The sequence below is a fragment of the Bremerella sp. JC817 genome (assembly GCF_040718835.1).
In the GTDB taxonomy this organism is placed as follows: domain Bacteria; phylum Planctomycetota; class Planctomycetia; order Pirellulales; family Pirellulaceae; genus Bremerella.
Map to the genome: position 1 here is coordinate 67,342 of NZ_JBFEFG010000264.1, position 14,992 is coordinate 82,333.

Annotated in this window: 15 protein-coding genes; 6 read left to right on the plus strand and 9 right to left on the minus strand. The window is 57.2% G+C overall.

From position 1 onward, the window contains the following. The first annotated feature begins 225 nt into the window (after positions 1 to 225). On the plus strand, positions 226 to 1,056 hold the full coding sequence (locus AB1L30_RS06645; RefSeq protein ID WP_367012650.1) for a purine-nucleoside phosphorylase: 831 nt from the start codon (positions 226 to 228) through the stop codon (positions 1,054 to 1,056). Positions 1,057 to 1,122: 66 nt separating this feature from the next. Further along, complete coding sequence (locus tag AB1L30_RS06650; protein WP_367012651.1) at positions 1,123 to 1,962, plus strand: purine-nucleoside phosphorylase; 840 nt, start codon at positions 1,123 to 1,125, stop codon at positions 1,960 to 1,962. Here AB1L30_RS06650 and AB1L30_RS06655 read toward each other — a convergent pair. From AB1L30_RS06655 to AB1L30_RS06665, 3 genes are read right to left on the minus strand one after another with little or no spacing between them, the layout of a single operon-like run. Then, entirely contained in the window at positions 1,959 to 3,422 is a 1,464-nt protein-coding gene (locus AB1L30_RS06655; RefSeq protein WP_367012652.1) for a hypothetical protein, read from the minus strand. The genes AB1L30_RS06650 and AB1L30_RS06655 overlap by 4 nt on opposite strands. Positions 3,423 to 3,439: 17 nt before the next feature. After that, positions 3,440 to 3,826, minus strand: coding sequence for a VOC family protein (locus tag AB1L30_RS06660; protein ID WP_367012653.1), 387 nt, complete (start codon positions 3,824 to 3,826; stop codon positions 3,440 to 3,442). Positions 3,827 to 3,829: 3 nt separating this feature from the next. Beyond that, positions 3,830 to 4,366, minus strand: coding sequence for a type 1 glutamine amidotransferase domain-containing protein (locus tag AB1L30_RS06665; RefSeq protein ID WP_367012654.1), 537 nt, complete (start codon positions 4,364 to 4,366; stop codon positions 3,830 to 3,832). Between the two features lie 259 nt (positions 4,367 to 4,625). Between AB1L30_RS06665 and AB1L30_RS06670 the strand changes: the two genes are divergently transcribed. Then, positions 4,626 to 6,275 (plus strand): vWA domain-containing protein, encoded by a 1,650-nt coding sequence (locus AB1L30_RS06670; protein ID WP_367012655.1) that lies wholly within the window; start codon positions 4,626 to 4,628, stop codon positions 6,273 to 6,275. A 251-nt stretch (positions 6,276 to 6,526) separates the two neighbouring features. Here the strand turns inward: AB1L30_RS06670 and AB1L30_RS06675 are convergent, their stop codons facing one another. From AB1L30_RS06675 to hemB, 6 genes are all read right to left on the minus strand, one after another. After that, the gene (locus tag AB1L30_RS06675) at positions 6,527 to 6,886 is read right to left on the minus strand and encodes a helix-turn-helix domain-containing protein (RefSeq protein ID WP_367012656.1); all 360 of its coding nucleotides are present in this window, start codon (positions 6,884 to 6,886) and stop codon (positions 6,527 to 6,529) included. A 418-nt stretch (positions 6,887 to 7,304) separates the two neighbouring features. Next, positions 7,305 to 8,096: a YceH family protein gene (locus AB1L30_RS06680; RefSeq protein ID WP_367012657.1), complete on the minus strand. Its 792-nt coding sequence runs from the start codon at positions 8,094 to 8,096 to the stop codon at positions 7,305 to 7,307. 217 nt (positions 8,097 to 8,313) lie between these two features. After that, positions 8,314 to 8,880: a DUF1569 domain-containing protein gene (locus AB1L30_RS06685; RefSeq protein WP_367012658.1), complete on the minus strand. Its 567-nt coding sequence runs from the start codon at positions 8,878 to 8,880 to the stop codon at positions 8,314 to 8,316. 139 nt (positions 8,881 to 9,019) lie between these two features. Further along, positions 9,020 to 9,934, minus strand: coding sequence for a TatD family hydrolase (locus AB1L30_RS06690; protein WP_367012659.1), 915 nt, complete (start codon positions 9,932 to 9,934; stop codon positions 9,020 to 9,022). A 65-nt stretch (positions 9,935 to 9,999) separates the two neighbouring features. Continuing rightward, positions 10,000 to 10,869: an EboA domain-containing protein gene (locus AB1L30_RS06695; RefSeq protein WP_367012660.1), complete on the minus strand. Its 870-nt coding sequence runs from the start codon at positions 10,867 to 10,869 to the stop codon at positions 10,000 to 10,002. Positions 10,870 to 11,048: 179 nt separating this feature from the next. Continuing rightward, positions 11,049 to 12,059, minus strand: a complete 1,011-nt coding sequence (hemB, locus tag AB1L30_RS06700; protein ID WP_367012661.1) for a porphobilinogen synthase — start codon at positions 12,057 to 12,059, stop codon at positions 11,049 to 11,051. A 408-nt stretch (positions 12,060 to 12,467) separates the two neighbouring features. Between hemB and folE2 the strand changes: the two genes are divergently transcribed. Genes folE2 through AB1L30_RS06715 form a run of 3 tightly spaced genes read left to right on the plus strand, consistent with a single transcriptional unit; the run spans position 12,468 to position 14,799 of the window. Further along, entirely contained in the window at positions 12,468 to 13,478 is a 1,011-nt protein-coding gene (gene folE2, locus AB1L30_RS06705) for a GTP cyclohydrolase FolE2 (RefSeq protein ID WP_367012662.1), read from the plus strand. A 38-nt stretch (positions 13,479 to 13,516) separates the two neighbouring features. Beyond that, positions 13,517 to 14,455 carry a TIM barrel protein gene (locus tag AB1L30_RS06710; RefSeq protein WP_367012663.1) on the plus strand — a complete coding sequence of 313 codons (939 nt, stop codon included), beginning with the start codon at positions 13,517 to 13,519 and terminating at the stop codon, positions 14,453 to 14,455. After that, a complete protein-coding gene (locus AB1L30_RS06715; protein ID WP_367012664.1) occupies positions 14,452 to 14,799 on the plus strand; it encodes a nucleotide pyrophosphohydrolase in 348 nt (115 codons plus the stop codon). Before AB1L30_RS06710 ends, AB1L30_RS06715 begins: the two co-directional genes overlap by 4 nt. Positions 14,800 to 14,992: the final 193 nt, after the last annotated feature.

The window sequence follows — 14,992 nt, forward strand, 5'->3', positions numbered from 1 at the left end:
AGTAACGCTTTTTAGTATAAGGGATTCGCCCGGCAAATCGGGAGGTTCGTCCCATTGCCTGGCAAGATTCGCTGAGAGGTACGCGAAACATCGCATTCTCCATCCGATTTCGCGAATGCTTTCAGTTCGCCCCCAGTCAGGGCCGGGACTTGTCGGTCGGAGGGAACGTGGCATAATCGGGGGCTAAGTTGACCTGACCGCCGATCAAAACCGGGAAACCCCGCCATGCTCGATCTCTACGACAAAATCGAAGACGCCCTCAAAGTTATCCGTGCCAAGTGGGACAAGACCCCGAAGGCCGGCATCATTCTGGGGACTGGCCTCGGTGGATTGGTCGAAGAAATCGAAGAAGAAGCTTCGTTCGAATACTCGGAAATCCCTCACTTCGCCGCATCGACCGCCACCAGCCATCGTGGTCGCCTGGTCTGTGGCATGCTGTGCGGTGTGCCTGTGGTGGCGATGGAAGGTCGCTTCCACATGTACGAAGGCTACTCGCTCAAGCAAATCACGCTGCCAGTCCGCGTGATGAAAGCCTTGGGGGCCGAACTGCTGCTTTGCTCGAACGCCGCCGGCGGTATGAACCCGTTCTATAACTGCGGCGACATTGTCCTGATCGACGATCACATCAACCTGATGGGCGACAACCCGCTGATCGGTATCAACGACGATCGCCTCGGTCCACGCTTCCCAGACATGTGTGCTCCTTACAATCACGAGCTGATCGACAAGGCCCTGGAAATCGCTCGTAAGGAAGACATCGTCGCGCATCGCGGTGTGTTCGTTGCGGTCGCCGGTCCGAACCTCGAAACCCGTGCGGAATACCGTTTCCTGCGTGCTATCGGCGCGGACTTGGTCGGCATGAGCACCGTGCCAGAAGTGATTGTCGCGGTGCACTGCGGTTTGAAGACGGTTGGTTTCTCGATCGTGACCGACATGTGCCTGCCCGACGCTTTGAAGCCAGCCGACGTGGCCGAAATCATTTCGATCGCCAACAAGGCCGAGCCGAAACTTCGCACCTTGGTCAAAGGCGTTCTGTCGGAAATTGCCGCCAGCTAACGGGGCAGCTCTCTGGTTTGCATTCTCGTGCGGCAAGGATCGCAGCAAGAGAACAGGAGTGGTTGTTTGTACAAACTGAAAGCCCAGGTCGAAGAGTTGGCGGCCGCCATTCGACGCCGATGGAACGAGCGTCCGCTGGCTGGCATCATCCTTGGTACCGGGCTCGGATCGTTGACCGACGGCATCGATGTCGAAGCAACGATCGATTACGAAGATCTCCCGCACATTCCTTCCTCTACCGCCCTTAGTCATAAAGGGCGATTGGTATGTGGACGGCTGGGTTCAGTCCCAGTCTTGGTCATGGAGGGCCGTTTTCATGTTTATGAAGGGTACTCGTTAGAAACGATTACTCTGCCGGTCCGGGTCATGAAAGCGCTCGGCGCCGGCATTCTGGTGGTCAGCAATGCCAGCGGCGGCATGAACCCGTTCTACAAGAGCGGCGACATCATGCTGATGGAAGATCACATCAACTTGATGTGGCAAAATCCGCTGACTGGGCACAACGATCCGAATCTCGGAAAACGCTTCCCCGATATGTCGAGCCCCTACGACGAGTCGCTGCTCGAAGCGGCAACGCGAATCGCTCGACGCGAAGGGATCGTGTGTCACCGGGGTGTCTACGCCGCGATGACCGGACCGAATTACGAGACCCGTAGCGAATACCGTTTTCTGCGAAAGATTGGAGCCGATGTCGTCGGCATGAGCACGGTGCCTGAGGCGATCGTGGCATCGCAGGTCGGTCTGCGGGTGTTGGCTCTGTCGACGGTCACCAACATTTGCCTGCCTGACAATCTCGGTTCGGTTGGCAAGTACGATGTGATCCACGCCGCCCAGGCCGCCGAGCCGCGGCTTCGCTTGATTGTCCGCGAAGTGCTCAACGAACAGTTGAAGCTGGCAGCCAGCTAGTTCGTCGGCTTCTTCCGCCAAAGCTGGAATTCGTCGTTGTGCCAATCGATGGCGAAGCCTTCTTTCTCAAGCAGTGGCGTGACCGATTCTCGATCCTGATTGGTTGTCACCACCACGCGGACATCGCCCAGGTCGAGCGTGCGTCGAAGACTTTCCGGGGAAAGCTCAATCGGGAAGCCAATCGTGCGGCGGCGAGCGTAAAAGGCCATCACACGTGGTTTGAAGAACAAGCAGGCCTCATGTGGATCAACCGTCAGTTTGACGTGATTGAACATCTCTTTCGCCGCGACCGATTCCGGTCCAGGGAAGGCGTGGTAGTCTTCATATTTGTAGTGCCGAGCATCACACGCCAGCGTATAGATCACCAACGCTGCCACGGCGATCCGCTGCCAGTGGGTTCGCGGGATCAGCCATTCGATCGCGAAGAAGATCCAGAACAGAAAAGCCGGCAGCATCGGCAGCACCATGCGAATGCCATTCGCTCCTGGCCAGACAACAATCAGAATCATGTACAGCAAGGTCGCCACACCCATCAGTTGCGGCCGCGGAAGCGTTTCGCGCAGGTAGCCCACCACCGCCACCAGGCTGAAGATTACGCCGCTGACCGCAGCGATGCCGCGAGCATGTCCGTTCCGCCAGATGTACAGAAACGAGATGCCATCATGATAAAGATTCGAGGCCAGCGACTGCGCGGTGATTTGTGAAAGCTGATCGAGATAACCAGAGCCGCCCATCGGCAACAGCACTTTCTGTAACGCGTAACAGGCAATCGCCGTCAGCAAACTGACCATCGCAAACCGCGTCAGTCGCCGAAAGACGAGGACCTCGGTCAGCAGCAAGGCGGGTGGCAGAACGATGCCAACCGTTCGCGTGCCGATCACCAGATAGGTCAGTACGCCAACCGCGATCGCTGGTCCCCAGTGTTCGCACGGCTTTGCATGATCGCCGCGATAGATCTGGTAAACCAGCATTGTCAGCATCCACCAGAACAAGAACAGATGCTCGGAGTCGAGCATGTGATTGAATTCCCAGAAGACCGGCGAGAAGCCGAGAATCGCCGCAATTCCAATCGCCGACCAGGGAGAAAGCTTCCGCGCGAAAAGTACCGCCGATATGCCAAGCGTGGCTAAGAAGACAAGTAAGATCGCTAGCCGAAACACGTCGAGGTCCATTCCAAAGCCGGCGTAGATCGGGGCCAGGAACATCGGGAACAGCGGAGGGTAGGCTCGTGGCCCGATCACGGCGGCATCGGGATTGTAGATGTAACCGGTATCCGCGTAATCGTGCAGCGTCGCGAGGTTACGGGCATGGCCAAGGTACTGGGCGAAGTCGCCACCCCATTCATGCCCTTCACGCTGCATCGCCAGGTGAAAGAAGAAGGTCGCCGCTAAGACGGCTGCCAGAGAAAAACGCTGCAGTGTTGTCCATCCGTGAACATCATGGCAATCCGTCGCTTCCACTGCAGTGTCTCGCGGGGCTACTGTTCCTGGACGAATTTGTCCTGGTCGATCACTTCGAACATGTAGCCGTTAGGGTCGTAGAAGAAAAAACGCTCGAACGGTGTCGGCCGAATCGGCGGGATGATGCTCACGGAAAGTTCTTCCAGTCGCTGCCGAATTTCCGCCAGCTTAGCGGCTGGAAACAGAAAGGCAAAGTGACGGCCGAACTCTTTCTCGAAGGGCGACACTTCGAAGCCTTCGACCTGCAGAACGTGGACTTGCTGGCCTTGGCCGATGTCGAGCCAATAGGTTGTCAGATCCACATTACCGGGCCGATGGACTTCGGGCCAGTCGAACACCGTTTGCAGGAACTTGGAGGTCGCCGCGGAGTCGGCGGTGGCGATCGTCAGATGTGCGAGTGGCATCGGCTATTGCTTCTCCAGCACGTCGATGATCGCCTGGCAGAAGGCTGGCAGGTCGTCTGGTCGGCGGCTAGTGACAATGTTGCCATCGACGACGACTTCGGCGTCTTCCCAGCTGACGCCAGCGTGGACCATGTCGTCTTTGATGCCAGGCGATCCGGTCTGACGCGTACCGTGGCAAATACCGGCCGATGCCAGGAACCAACCGCCATGACAGATCGCGGCAACCAGTTTGCCTTGCTCGTGAAACTGACGAACGAGTTCCTTCACTTTGTCTTCACGTCGCAGCTTGTCCGGCATGAAGCCGCCAGGGCAGATTACGCCGTCGAAGTCGTTTGCATCGACATCCATAAACGACACATCGGACTTCGCAGGGTAGGTGTGTTTGCCGGCGTAGACGGCGCCAGCTTCCTGCCCGGCCAGAACCGATTCGGCCCCGGCTTCTTTCAAGCGAAGGTGCGGGTACCACAGTTCCAGATCTTCGTAGATGTCTCCGACGAAGATGAGAATTCGTTTTCCAGCGAGGGTTGGCTGCGATGGCATGGTGTATCCTTGTGCGTGAGCGTGGGGCTATTGTTTCGAATAATCGTTACGATTGCGACCCCCTTAATCAACAGAACGCATGCTTTTGTGGCAGGGCGGTAAGTTACGGGCTTTGAGGTATCCCAGTTGCTTGCTATCGAGGGGGGAGGTGCTGGCAGGGGAATCTTGACCAGTGACTCGACCGGGCTGAATTGAGGGGTAGAATAAATGGCGAATCGACCTACCTTTCTTTCTCGTCCCTAGAGGAGTGTCCCCCGACATGTCTCGCCGATTCCCATCGTTTGAAATTGCCAGCCTGGGCTCGATTTCCGCGACGCTGATTACTTTGATCGCGGTGTCTGGCTGTGGCGAGAACGTCAAGTTTAATAATCCTCTGGCGAAGAAGCCGGCGCAAACGCAAGCCACGTCGAAACCTGCCCCAGCCGCCAAGCCTGCCGCCCCGGCAGCCAAGCCAGGGCCATCCAAAGAAGAGCTCGCTCGACGGACCATGATTCGCACGGAATCGATTCGTGGTGGCACCAGTCGCTTCAGCAGTGGCAAGTCGGTCGGGGCCAATGCAACGGTTGAAGAGAACGTCGATCGCCTGCGGACCGAAATCGCCAGCAGTATCGACTTCGCGCCGACGTTGATCGTGTGGGTGGTCGATGCGACGCAAAGTGCTTCGGAAATGCGGCAGTCGTGGTCGACCGCCGCCAAGCAGCTTTACTCCAACTTCCAGACCAACGGACTTCCCGGCGGCAAGGCTTCCGATAGCCTTTCGACCGCGGTGGTGGCCTTCGGTGAAAAGACGATCATTCTGCAAGATCCGACGACCGATCTGCCCGCGGTTGTCAGTAAGGTGGGAACCGCGTTCCCAACCGACAACTCAGGTAAAGAAAATACTTTCGCGACTTTGAACCAGGTGTTCGACACCTTCGGCCCTATCAAACAGAAAGAAAGCCGCGAGTTGCTCGTCGTGGTTGTTTCCGACGAAGCTGGCGACGACTGGATGCAGGTCGATGCCGTCACCGAGAAGGCGAATGCCCTGGGGGCTCGCGTTTATGCGATCGGCGTGCCGGCTCCGCTGGGACGAAAGCGTCCGGAGGTGGCTGCTCAGGAAACTCGCTCCGACGGCATGCCAGCCATGTTGCAAGGACCAGAAACACGTTACTCGCAGCGTGTCGACATGAAGTTCAGCAGTGGCGGCTTCGGTGGCGACGACGTCGACAGTGGTTACGGGCCTTTCAGTCTGGGCTACCTGACGAACAAAACCAACGGGGCGTTTCTAATCTCGCGACTCCGTTCGTCGCAGTGGCCTGGCAGCTCGATGCGTTTCGATGACGAAACGATGCGTAAGTATCCTCCGCAGTACCTGACCGAGGCTCAGTACCAAGCGAAGCTGGCCGAGAACAAAGCGTTGGCGGCACTCGATCGTGCTGCCCAGCAAGGTCAGGTCGAAGCGATGACCTATCCGGCGTCGCAGTTCATCGTGGAGGATGAAGCTCGATTGAAGAACGCGCTGGATGGCGCTCAGCGTACGGCAGCCCGGCTCGAACCTTTGGTGAACGCGATCTACGATCCGCTGGCCGAAGGGGAGAAGGATCGCGACAAGATCACCGACAAGCGTTGGCAGGCCAGCTACGACCTGGCACTCGGCCGCGCTGCTGCTGCCAAGGCACGCACCGACGGTTACAACCAGATGCTCGCCATCTTGAAGGGTGGCCGCAAGTTCGAGGATCCGTCGCACAATACCTGGAAGCTGGAGCCAGCCGACACGTTGGAAGAAGCAGGTAGCCGCCTCGAAAAGACGCGTCTCCAGGCGAAGGAATACCTGGAACGTGTCATCAAAGAGCATCCTGACACGCCTTGGGCCTATTACGCCGAGAAAGAGCTGGAAACGCCAATCGGTTGGAAGTGGGCCGAGTATTAATCGCCTCACGGCATGGTCGTTTCTGAATAGCGACCGTTCGAAATAAACCAGGGCCGGCATCAAAATGTTGAATGCCGACCCCAGTGGAACGCTTCACAGCGAGATCTATTGTCATCAGGGCGAGGCGGAGTTCAATCCGCTCAGGCAATCACGAGGCCTGATTCGTCAAATCTAAAACGCACCTTCAAATGGTGTTAATCTCGTCGGCTGAATTTGCCACTTACGCTGGGTTTGTGAGCACTGCGTGGCCACTACCATTGGCCACGCTGACGACGATCTCGGTCGTCGGTTTCAGAGCGATCGAGCTGGCCTGAGTCGACCATGCTGCTGATGCGACACGGCATGCAAGGCATGTGAACGCGGCGACCACAACGAGGGCAGCGTTCGATCGGGCCATCGAAAAACGGCGTCGAATCGTCGATCGGCTCGTTGTTTTCTTGAGCATGCGACGACGAATGCTGTCCATGCAAAATCAAATGAATCGTCGTCCGCGAGATGCCTGTCTGGCGTTTGATTTCCATGTGCGTGTGTCCGGCAGCGCGAAGGCGATGAACTTCAGCGATCTGATGCGATTGCAGCCGGTTGCGAGAATTGCGGATTCGTCGCGACATGATTTCCCTGGCTCCACAAAGGTGAATGATTTTCAAACGTCACGTCGGCGCGCACGACTTCCCGTCTGCCCCAACGTGCAAGATAAAACTGGTGCGAAACAACATCCTGAAAGAGGGCTCGCCGCGTCGATTCAAATCGAGCGATTCGCGAGCAAGTCAGGTACAAAGATGCGATCGGACGGCGATCACAGCCGGCAGCGCCCAGGCTGACGAGGTTGTCTAAATCAGATAAGCGATACTGTACAAAATTTCAGTAGTGATGGCAAGCAAAACCAGACCCAAGATGTGGGTACGCAAGCAGTCCGAAGCACAACGCGCACCCCTTTGGTCACCATCATACAATCGCACAAAAAAAGGCCGCCGTCGAGCGATGCGACAGCGGCCTTTTCGGTTTCTTACATGCGATGCGGAAGCGAACTCACGTGATGCTCGACCAGAGGTCCTCGACATCTTTTTTCACGCGTTCAAGCTCGGCTTTCAGTTCCGCGACTTCTGCCCGTAGCGCGGCGATCTCTTGGGAATCAGCCGCACTCGAAGCCGGGGCAGGGGAGGCGGGGGCGGATGGTGCCGGCGTGGAAGCAGCGACCGGTTGGGCCACAGGTGGAGGGGCTGGAGCTGAAGGCGATTCCGGCGGAGCTGTATCTTCCACGGAGACCGGACGGCCGTCGCCCATGTGTTGTCGCTGCTCGTTCAGTTCCTTCTCGTTGAACAGGCCATGCGTGACGACCTGACCGCGTCCACGCGGAGTGAGCGGAACGACCAGCTTCTTCTGTTGCAGTTCGTCGAGCAGTGGTTGCAGCGAGCCCATGTCAGGGATCTTACCCATCCGGGCCGCGCGTCCGCGGAGTTCGCCAACGGTCTGCGGGCCACGCAGCAGAAGCTCGGCCATGATGGCGAGTTCGTTCCCTTCGCAGCCGAGCCAGTCTTTGCCGTAATGACGAAACTTAACCACGCGACCATCGCCATGCACTTCGGCGACGGCACCCATCTCGCGCAGTTGGTCGATCGCTTCTTCGACTTCCCAGCCTTCGAGGTTCATCTGGGGATCGCGATTGCTCTTTTGATTGCAGCCGGTCGTCAGACCGTTCAGCGACATGGGATAAGCGTCTGGTGTCGTCTTGGCTTTCTCGATCAGCACACCCAGTACGCGGCGCTGAACTTTGTTGAGCGGGCGCCAGGCGGGTGCGGGGGATTCCAACTCTTGCGACATGAGGGGCCTTCCTGGATAAGCGACGAGAGGTTTGTCGCGCAGGATACGACGAGCGATGTCTCATGGCAAGCGGTGCCACGTTTCAGAAAGCGTTTTCACGCTGGCACACGACCGCAAGATGGCTCGCCCTAACGAAGCGCGTAGCCATGCTTGCGATATTGCGTTGAGCCCAGGCAGCGACCGGAAGTCAGGCGACCTGGAACGATTGGGAAGTCCTTTAGGACGAGACGTCGCGAGCCGCTGGAATGAGGTATTCCAGGTGATGCTGGCAATGCCACAGGTGAACCTTCCGCCACTCTTCTGGCGTCAGTTTGCCAAACAGCGGCGAAGGAACGAACTGAACGTTCGGGTCCAGAATGCGAGCAATGGCAGCTTCCAGTTGTGGAAGCGCCTTCTCGTCTTCGGCCCATTCGCCTGGCATGAATACGCTCAGCGTAGGCATCTTGGCCGGAAGATGTTCGTTCCGCAGGATCTTACCCAGATGGGCCATCCGTGCGAACGGACGAATCAAAGGAACATAGAACGGCGATGGCGGAAATCCGTCAATCGACGCATCCATGAATCGAGAAACATGATCGCAGATTTGCCCTAGCGACCATTTGGCTACGCGATGATAGCCGACACGGGAAAGGCTTCGGGCCTCCGACAGTACCTCGTCAAAGGACTGGAGGTGAAGCTGGCGCCGCGACAACTTGTCGCTAGCACCATTTCGATGAAAGCTCATATTGCACCGTAAAAAAGCTGGTCCAGGTTTCAGTCCGCAACGGTAGCGGACCCAAGGCATGTGCTGGGTGCCTCTGGATACGAACAGTCAACGCGGTTCCGACGCGTTGCTAATTCTTCTTTGGTGGTGCCTGGCGTTCTCTGTTCTGACTTCCCGAGGGAAGTGAGAGGGTTATGGATGAGCACAAAGACGTATGAGCTTATTGAATGATACGATCGTCTTCTTGCTTATCATCGACTCGAGGAGTCTGACCGCCCCGGAGCACGCTATTACCCTCGAACAGCGTACGTTGATCAATGGGTTCCGGGTCGAGCCAATCCGATTCCTCGAACTGACCGCTCTGGCCATAGGCTGCCAGGGCGTTCTTGTAACAGGTTAACTCAACGTGCTCTTGGGGAATACCCCGCTCTAGCATCAAATTTCCCGTTTTGGGAACGGCTAAAGGATCGGAAACACCCCAGTCGGCGGAGGAGTCGACTATGATTCGTTCAGGTCCATACTTCTTGACTACTTCCACCATCCGTTCGTTCCCCATTTTGGTCTTGGGATAGATGGTGAACGCGGCCCAGTACCCGCGCCGCAGGACCTCTTCGCAGGTCTCTTCGTTGTTGTGGTCGATCACCACCAGATGGGGCGGGATCTCATGTTCTTCAATGATGTCCATGCTCCGATACGTTCCCTGCTTCTTGTTGCGATGGGGCGTATGGATCAGGACTGGAAGGTTGACTTCCTTGGCCATTTCCAGCTGCAAGCGAAGGTACTTCTCTTCGAGTGCTGTCATGTCGTCGAAGCCGATTTCACCCACGGCAACCACGTTCTCTTTCGCCAGAAACAGAGGCATGATTTCCATGACCTGTTCGGCGAGGGCCTCGTTGTTGGCTTCCTTGGAATTGAGGCCGATGGTGCAGTAGTGGCGGATGCCGAACTGAGCCGCGCGGAACTTCTCGAACCCAACCAGGCTGCTGAAATAGTCTTGAAAAGAACCGACATTGGTACGAGGCTGACCCAGCCAGAAGGCGGGTTCGATGATGGCCGCCACGCCGGCTGCTGCCATCGCTTCGTAGTCGTCGGTGGTTCGCGAGGTGACGTGGATGTGCGGGTCGATGAATTTCATGGTTGGTTTCGATTCGGTTGGTGGCTTCATTGGAAGCTGGCTTGGGGAATGAAGGTCGCGACCGACTAATAAGCTTCTTCGGCAATTGCGCGCCAGGTAATTTCCCCCCGTTCCGCACGAGCCGCGATTTCAGGGTGGGTTTTCAGAATAACATCCGCTTCATCAGATGCACTCGATACCAGGGCGAGCGCGATCGCCGACTGCTCGAGCTGTTCGCCCGAAGCATACAATGCTCGCATGTCTTCCAGGGCGATCTCGTCCGCGAACGGAGCTGCGACGCGCCACAGTTCGACCGGGATCGGACGCTTAGCGGCGCGGCGTTCGTGCGCGAAGTCGATCAGCATGCGGGCCAATTCGGGATTCACTCGGCGATCGAGCCCTTCGATCGGATCGAGTGCCGCACCGATGAACAGCGCCTTGAGCACCATCTGATTCCAGGCCGGCTCCTGCATCAGTTCCATCGGCAACGGATTGTTGTGGGCGATCGACTCGAACACGCTTTTAATGTTCGTGCGAATGCCTTCCGCGAGGCGATCATCGAACAACTCTTGATGCGGCAGCAATTGCAACGCTTGATACAAGCAGATTTGCTCGCGGATCTCAGCGGTCTGAAACAGCTTTTCGATCGTGGCGAAGTAGGCCGCGTCGTCTTCCGATGGCAACGAGGTAAGTAGAAGAACACGGGCCGCTTGATCGATCGTCCACGTATGTGGCATCCAACCTTCGCGGGCTTCGGCGGCATCGTTGAGGTCGCGTTCGGTAAGCTGAAGATCTGCCTTGCCGACCTTACGCGGAGCAAAGCCAAAGCCCATGTACAACGCCTTCATGTCGCCTTGAGCGACCGCTTGACGCTGGGCATCGAGCCACTCTTGGCCGGCGTCAGATGCCTGGCGGAGAATCCAATTCTCGAGCAATTGAATTGGTGTATAGGACATAGCGTTCGACCTGATTGTCAAATGGAGAGAATCTTACCGCTCGAAATAGCGTTAAGGCTCCTCTTTTAGCCTAAGTCTAAGTCGGGGCTGAGGCAAGATGTTGCCGCCTCGAGCGTAAGTTCCCGTAGGATGCTGTGAAATCGTTCGTTGGAGGGCCTTCGATCCGCAGTGCCTGAATGCTAACCGCTCTTCAGCATTTCGGCCGCCACAGGGGCGAAGTAGGTCAAAATGCCATCGGCGCCGGCTCGCTTGAAAGCGGTCAGGCTTTCGAGCATTACCTTGTTCAGATCGAGCCAGCCATTGCCTGCCGCGGCGTGCAGCATCGCGTACTCGCCAGAGACCTGATACACGTAGGTCGGTTGGTGGAAGGTTTCCTTCACGCGACGCACGATGTCGAGGTAAGGCATGCCTGGCTTCACCATCACCATGTCGGCCCCTTCTTGAATATCGAGGGCGACTTCGCGAATGGCTTCGTCGGTGTTGGCCGGATCCATCTGGTAAGTCTTCTTGTCGCCGCCCCCCAGGTTGCCGGACGAACCAACCGCATCGCGGAACGGTCCATAAAACGCCGACGCGTACTTGGCCGCATACGACATGATTTGAACGTGCTGATAACCCTTGTGATCGAGCGCCTTGCGGATCTCGCCAATGCGGCCATCCATCATGTCGCTCGGGGCGATGATGTCGCAGCCGGCCTGGGCTTGGACGAGCGATTGCCGGCAAAGCATCTCGACCGTCTCGTCGTTCACCACGTACCCATCACGCACGAGTCCGTCCTGGCCGTGGCTCGAGTAAGGATCCAGGGCGACATCGCACAGAATGCCGAGGTTCAGCCCCAGCTTCTTGATCGCCCGGACCGCTTCGCAAACCAGGTTCTCTGGGTTGACCGCTTCTTCGCAATCAGGCGTTTTCAGTTCCGAAGGTGTCGCCGGAAAAAGGGCCAGAACTGGGATGCCGAGCGACTCGGCTCGTTGGGCTTCTTCCACCGCCAGATCGACCGTCAGACGATCGACCCCGGGCAGAGAAGGGATAGCTGTTCGCTGTGATTTGCCTGGCTGAACGAAGATCGGCCAAATCAGGTCATCGACTGTCAGCGTGTTTTCGCGAACAAGACGTCGCGACCAATCGGTCTGACGATTGCGACGTGGGCGAGTGTGCGGATAGTCTCCAAATGGACCCATGGCAGTCATATTGGCGGTCTTCCCAGGGCAAATCAGGGGTGTCGATTGACTTTTGCAGCCGACAGGAAACGATTATCTGTCAATGAGTTATCGTCACATCGACAGGCCGGTCGCGATAAGAATTGTTGAGCCCGGACGGTCCGTGGGCAACAATGATCTTCGGGAGGCAGGATAGTCCTTAGTGTACTCAGTTTACGCCTCGATTGGCAGTATCCAGGTCGCTGTAACGAGTTACGTCGGCTGGCATCTCAAGACGTGGCGACTTGATTGCAGTATGATAAATGCCCTGAATGGTTCGTTTCTGGCCTGATAGGTCGCCGATACATTGTCTAGAAATGCGGTTGCCCCACCGCGATTATGCCGGTCTTGATTCTGGCAAATAACGACCGCACGATTCACTCCGTCAAGGAAATCTTCATGTCCTCTCAGCCTGCTTCTTCCACGCAAGCCGCTTCGGATCCCTCCGTGGTGGCTGAAGTTACTCGCCCCTTGACGATGGATACCTCGCCACGATTGCTCCCGGATGTCGCCAACGACACCGCTCCGCAGTTCCAAACGACCATCGATCGCGTCGGCATGTCCGGCATCGAAGTCGCCATCTTGCTGAAAGGTGAAGATGGCGTGCTGATGCGTACGCCGGCCAAGGTCGACGCGTACGTCAGTCTCGACGATCCCGCGACCAAGGGCATTCACATGTCGCGGTTGTACTTGAGTCTGCAGAACGAATTGCACACCGAGTTCTCACGGAAGCAGATCGAACGCATCTTGGGCCGGTTCCTCGAAACCCATGCCGAGATGAGCCAGTCGGCTTACCTGAAGTTTTCATTCGAGCACATGATCCAGCGGGCCTCGCTGCTGTCGGACAACCGCGCCTGGCGAAGCTACCCAATTCAAGTCGAAGCCTTGAAGAAGGGGACCGAGGTCAAATATCGGATTCACGTTCGCTTGACCTACTCAAGTGCTTGCCCATGCTCAGCTGCGTTGTCGCGGCAGTTGCTACAGCAGCAGTTTGAAGAACAGTTCGATGGTCACAACTGGCTGAGCGCCTCGACCGTGCTGAACTGGCTCGGTTCGAACAACACGCTGATCGCGGTTCCACACAGTCAACGTAGCCACGCCGACATCACGGTTGACCTGGATGGCTCGCGTGATGGGTTGCCGTTCGACGAAATCATCAAGCGAACCGAAGGCGTGCTGAACACGGCCGTTCAAGCCGCGGTCAAACGAGCCGACGAACAAGAGTTCGCTCGCTTGAATGGCGAGAACCTGATGTTCTGTGAAGATGCCGCTCGTCGTATGAAGTCGGCAGTTGACCCAATGCCCGGCGTCGTTGACTACCGCATTCAGGCCAGCCACTTCGAGAGCCTGCATCCGCACGATGCCGTGGCGATCGTGGTGAAGGGCGTGCCTGGCGGTATGGTCCCGTAACGAACGACCGTTGCCCTGCGAAACCCGCTGAGAAAACCATGCTCAGTCGTCGAACCATCTTGAAACAAGCTGTCGCTGCGGCAGCTTGTTCTTCGTTTCTTGACCTCGCAAGCGTCGTCCACGCAGCTGAATCTGCCGGTGTGCCGATCGCCACGCAGCAGTATCCGTGGGGAACGTTCTACGGTAGATCCGGCAAAGATGCACGCGATCTTTCGGCGATGCTTGCTGAGGTGAAATTGTGCGGTCTCTTCGCTTTCGAGCCGATCGCCACTTCGCCCGAACATATCCAAGCGGTGGCGACCCAGGCGAAGGCAATCGGCCTGGAAGTCCCTTCGATCTACGTCAACAGTTCGCTTTATGAAGCGGACGAAGCGAAACGCTCGATCGATTCGGTCCTGGCAATCGCGGCTGCTGCCAAGGAGGCCTGCGGAACGCGAATCGTCGTGACCAATCCCAGTCCGTTGGCTTGGGGCGGTAAAGACGATAAATCAGATCTGCAACTCCGAACCCAAGCCAGCGCACTCGATACGCTCGGAGCGGCATTGTCGGAAAACGGTCAGCAGCTCGCTTATCACAATCACGATGCGGAACTACGCAGCGGTGCCCGTGAACTGCATCATATGTTGGCCTCGACTAATCCAAACCATGAGAAATTTTGTCTGGATGCGCATTGGATCTTTCGTGGCTGTGGCGACTCGGAGGTCGCGGTGTTCGACGTGGCTCGGCTGTATGCCTCGCGTGTGATCGAACTACACCTGAGGCAATCGCATGGTGGCGTCTGGTCGGAGTCGTTTGCCGCCGGCGACATCGACTACAGCAAACTAGCCGAGTTGTTGGCAGGGCTGGAATCGCCTCCGCTTCTGGTGTTAGAACAAGCGGTGGAGGGAAAGTCTCCGCAGACGATGTCTGCCGCCGAGGCCCATACGTTGGGCCGCCGTTACGCACAACAAACCTTCAGTCAATGGGCTTCTTCGTGACCGAGAATGATTCGCCGCTAACGCTTCGCCAGGCTCAAGCTGATGTCGACCAGTGGATTCAGACCATCGGTGTTCGTTACTTCTCAGAACTGACGAACCTGGCCCAGTTGGTCGAAGAAGTGGGTGAGGTCGCGCGGATCATCTCGCGAACCTACGGCGAGCAAAGCTTCAAGCCTTCCGACGAGAAGGTCGAGCTGTCGGACGAACTGGCAGATGTCTTGTTTGTGGTGATCTGCCTGGCCAATCAAACCGGAGTCGATCTGACCGAAGCGCTCCGCCGAAATCTGGACAAGAAGACCAAGCGAGATGCGACCCGGCATCAGCAAAACGAGAAGCTAAAGTAGCGCGGCCGGCTCCAGGTGTCTGCCGGAGCTGGGTTCTTCTCTCGGCGATCTGTTGCCACTTCTAACGGACAGTCACGCTAAAGTCCCCATTGTGTTTCTTGAGCGGCTACGGGGGACCTGGATTGCCCATTATCTCGAAATAAGAAGGGGCGAGATTCCGCCCGGCATCGCTCAAAAACCTCGGGTTTTCTCG

Bases quoted from the DNA above. Each gene is read 5' to 3' on its own strand.
- AB1L30_RS06645 (WP_367012650.1), top strand. From the start codon at position 226: ATGCTCGATCTCTACGACAAAATCGAAGACGCCCTCAAAGTTATCCGT.
- AB1L30_RS06660 (WP_367012653.1), bottom strand. From the start codon at position 3,826: ATGCCACTCGCACATCTGACGATCGCCACCGCCGACTCCGCGGCGACC.
- AB1L30_RS06665 (WP_367012654.1), bottom strand. From the start codon at position 4,366: ATGCCATCGCAGCCAACCCTCGCTGGAAAACGAATTCTCATCTTCGTC.
- AB1L30_RS06670 (WP_367012655.1), top strand. From the start codon at position 4,626: ATGTCTCGCCGATTCCCATCGTTTGAAATTGCCAGCCTGGGCTCGATT.
- AB1L30_RS06675 (WP_367012656.1), bottom strand. From the start codon at position 6,886: ATGTCGCGACGAATCCGCAATTCTCGCAACCGGCTGCAATCGCATCAG.
- AB1L30_RS06680 (WP_367012657.1), bottom strand. From the start codon at position 8,096: ATGTCGCAAGAGTTGGAATCCCCCGCACCCGCCTGGCGCCCGCTCAAC.
- AB1L30_RS06685 (WP_367012658.1), bottom strand. From the start codon at position 8,880: ATGCCTTGGGTCCGCTACCGTTGCGGACTGAAACCTGGACCAGCTTTT.
- AB1L30_RS06690 (WP_367012659.1), bottom strand. From the start codon at position 9,934: ATGAAATTCATCGACCCGCACATCCACGTCACCTCGCGAACCACCGAC.
- AB1L30_RS06695 (WP_367012660.1), bottom strand. From the start codon at position 10,869: ATGTCCTATACACCAATTCAATTGCTCGAGAATTGGATTCTCCGCCAG.
- hemB (WP_367012661.1), bottom strand. From the start codon at position 12,059: ATGACTGCCATGGGTCCATTTGGAGACTATCCGCACACTCGCCCACGT.
- folE2 (WP_367012662.1), top strand. From the start codon at position 12,468: ATGTCCTCTCAGCCTGCTTCTTCCACGCAAGCCGCTTCGGATCCCTCC.
- AB1L30_RS06710 (WP_367012663.1), top strand. From the start codon at position 13,517: ATGCTCAGTCGTCGAACCATCTTGAAACAAGCTGTCGCTGCGGCAGCT.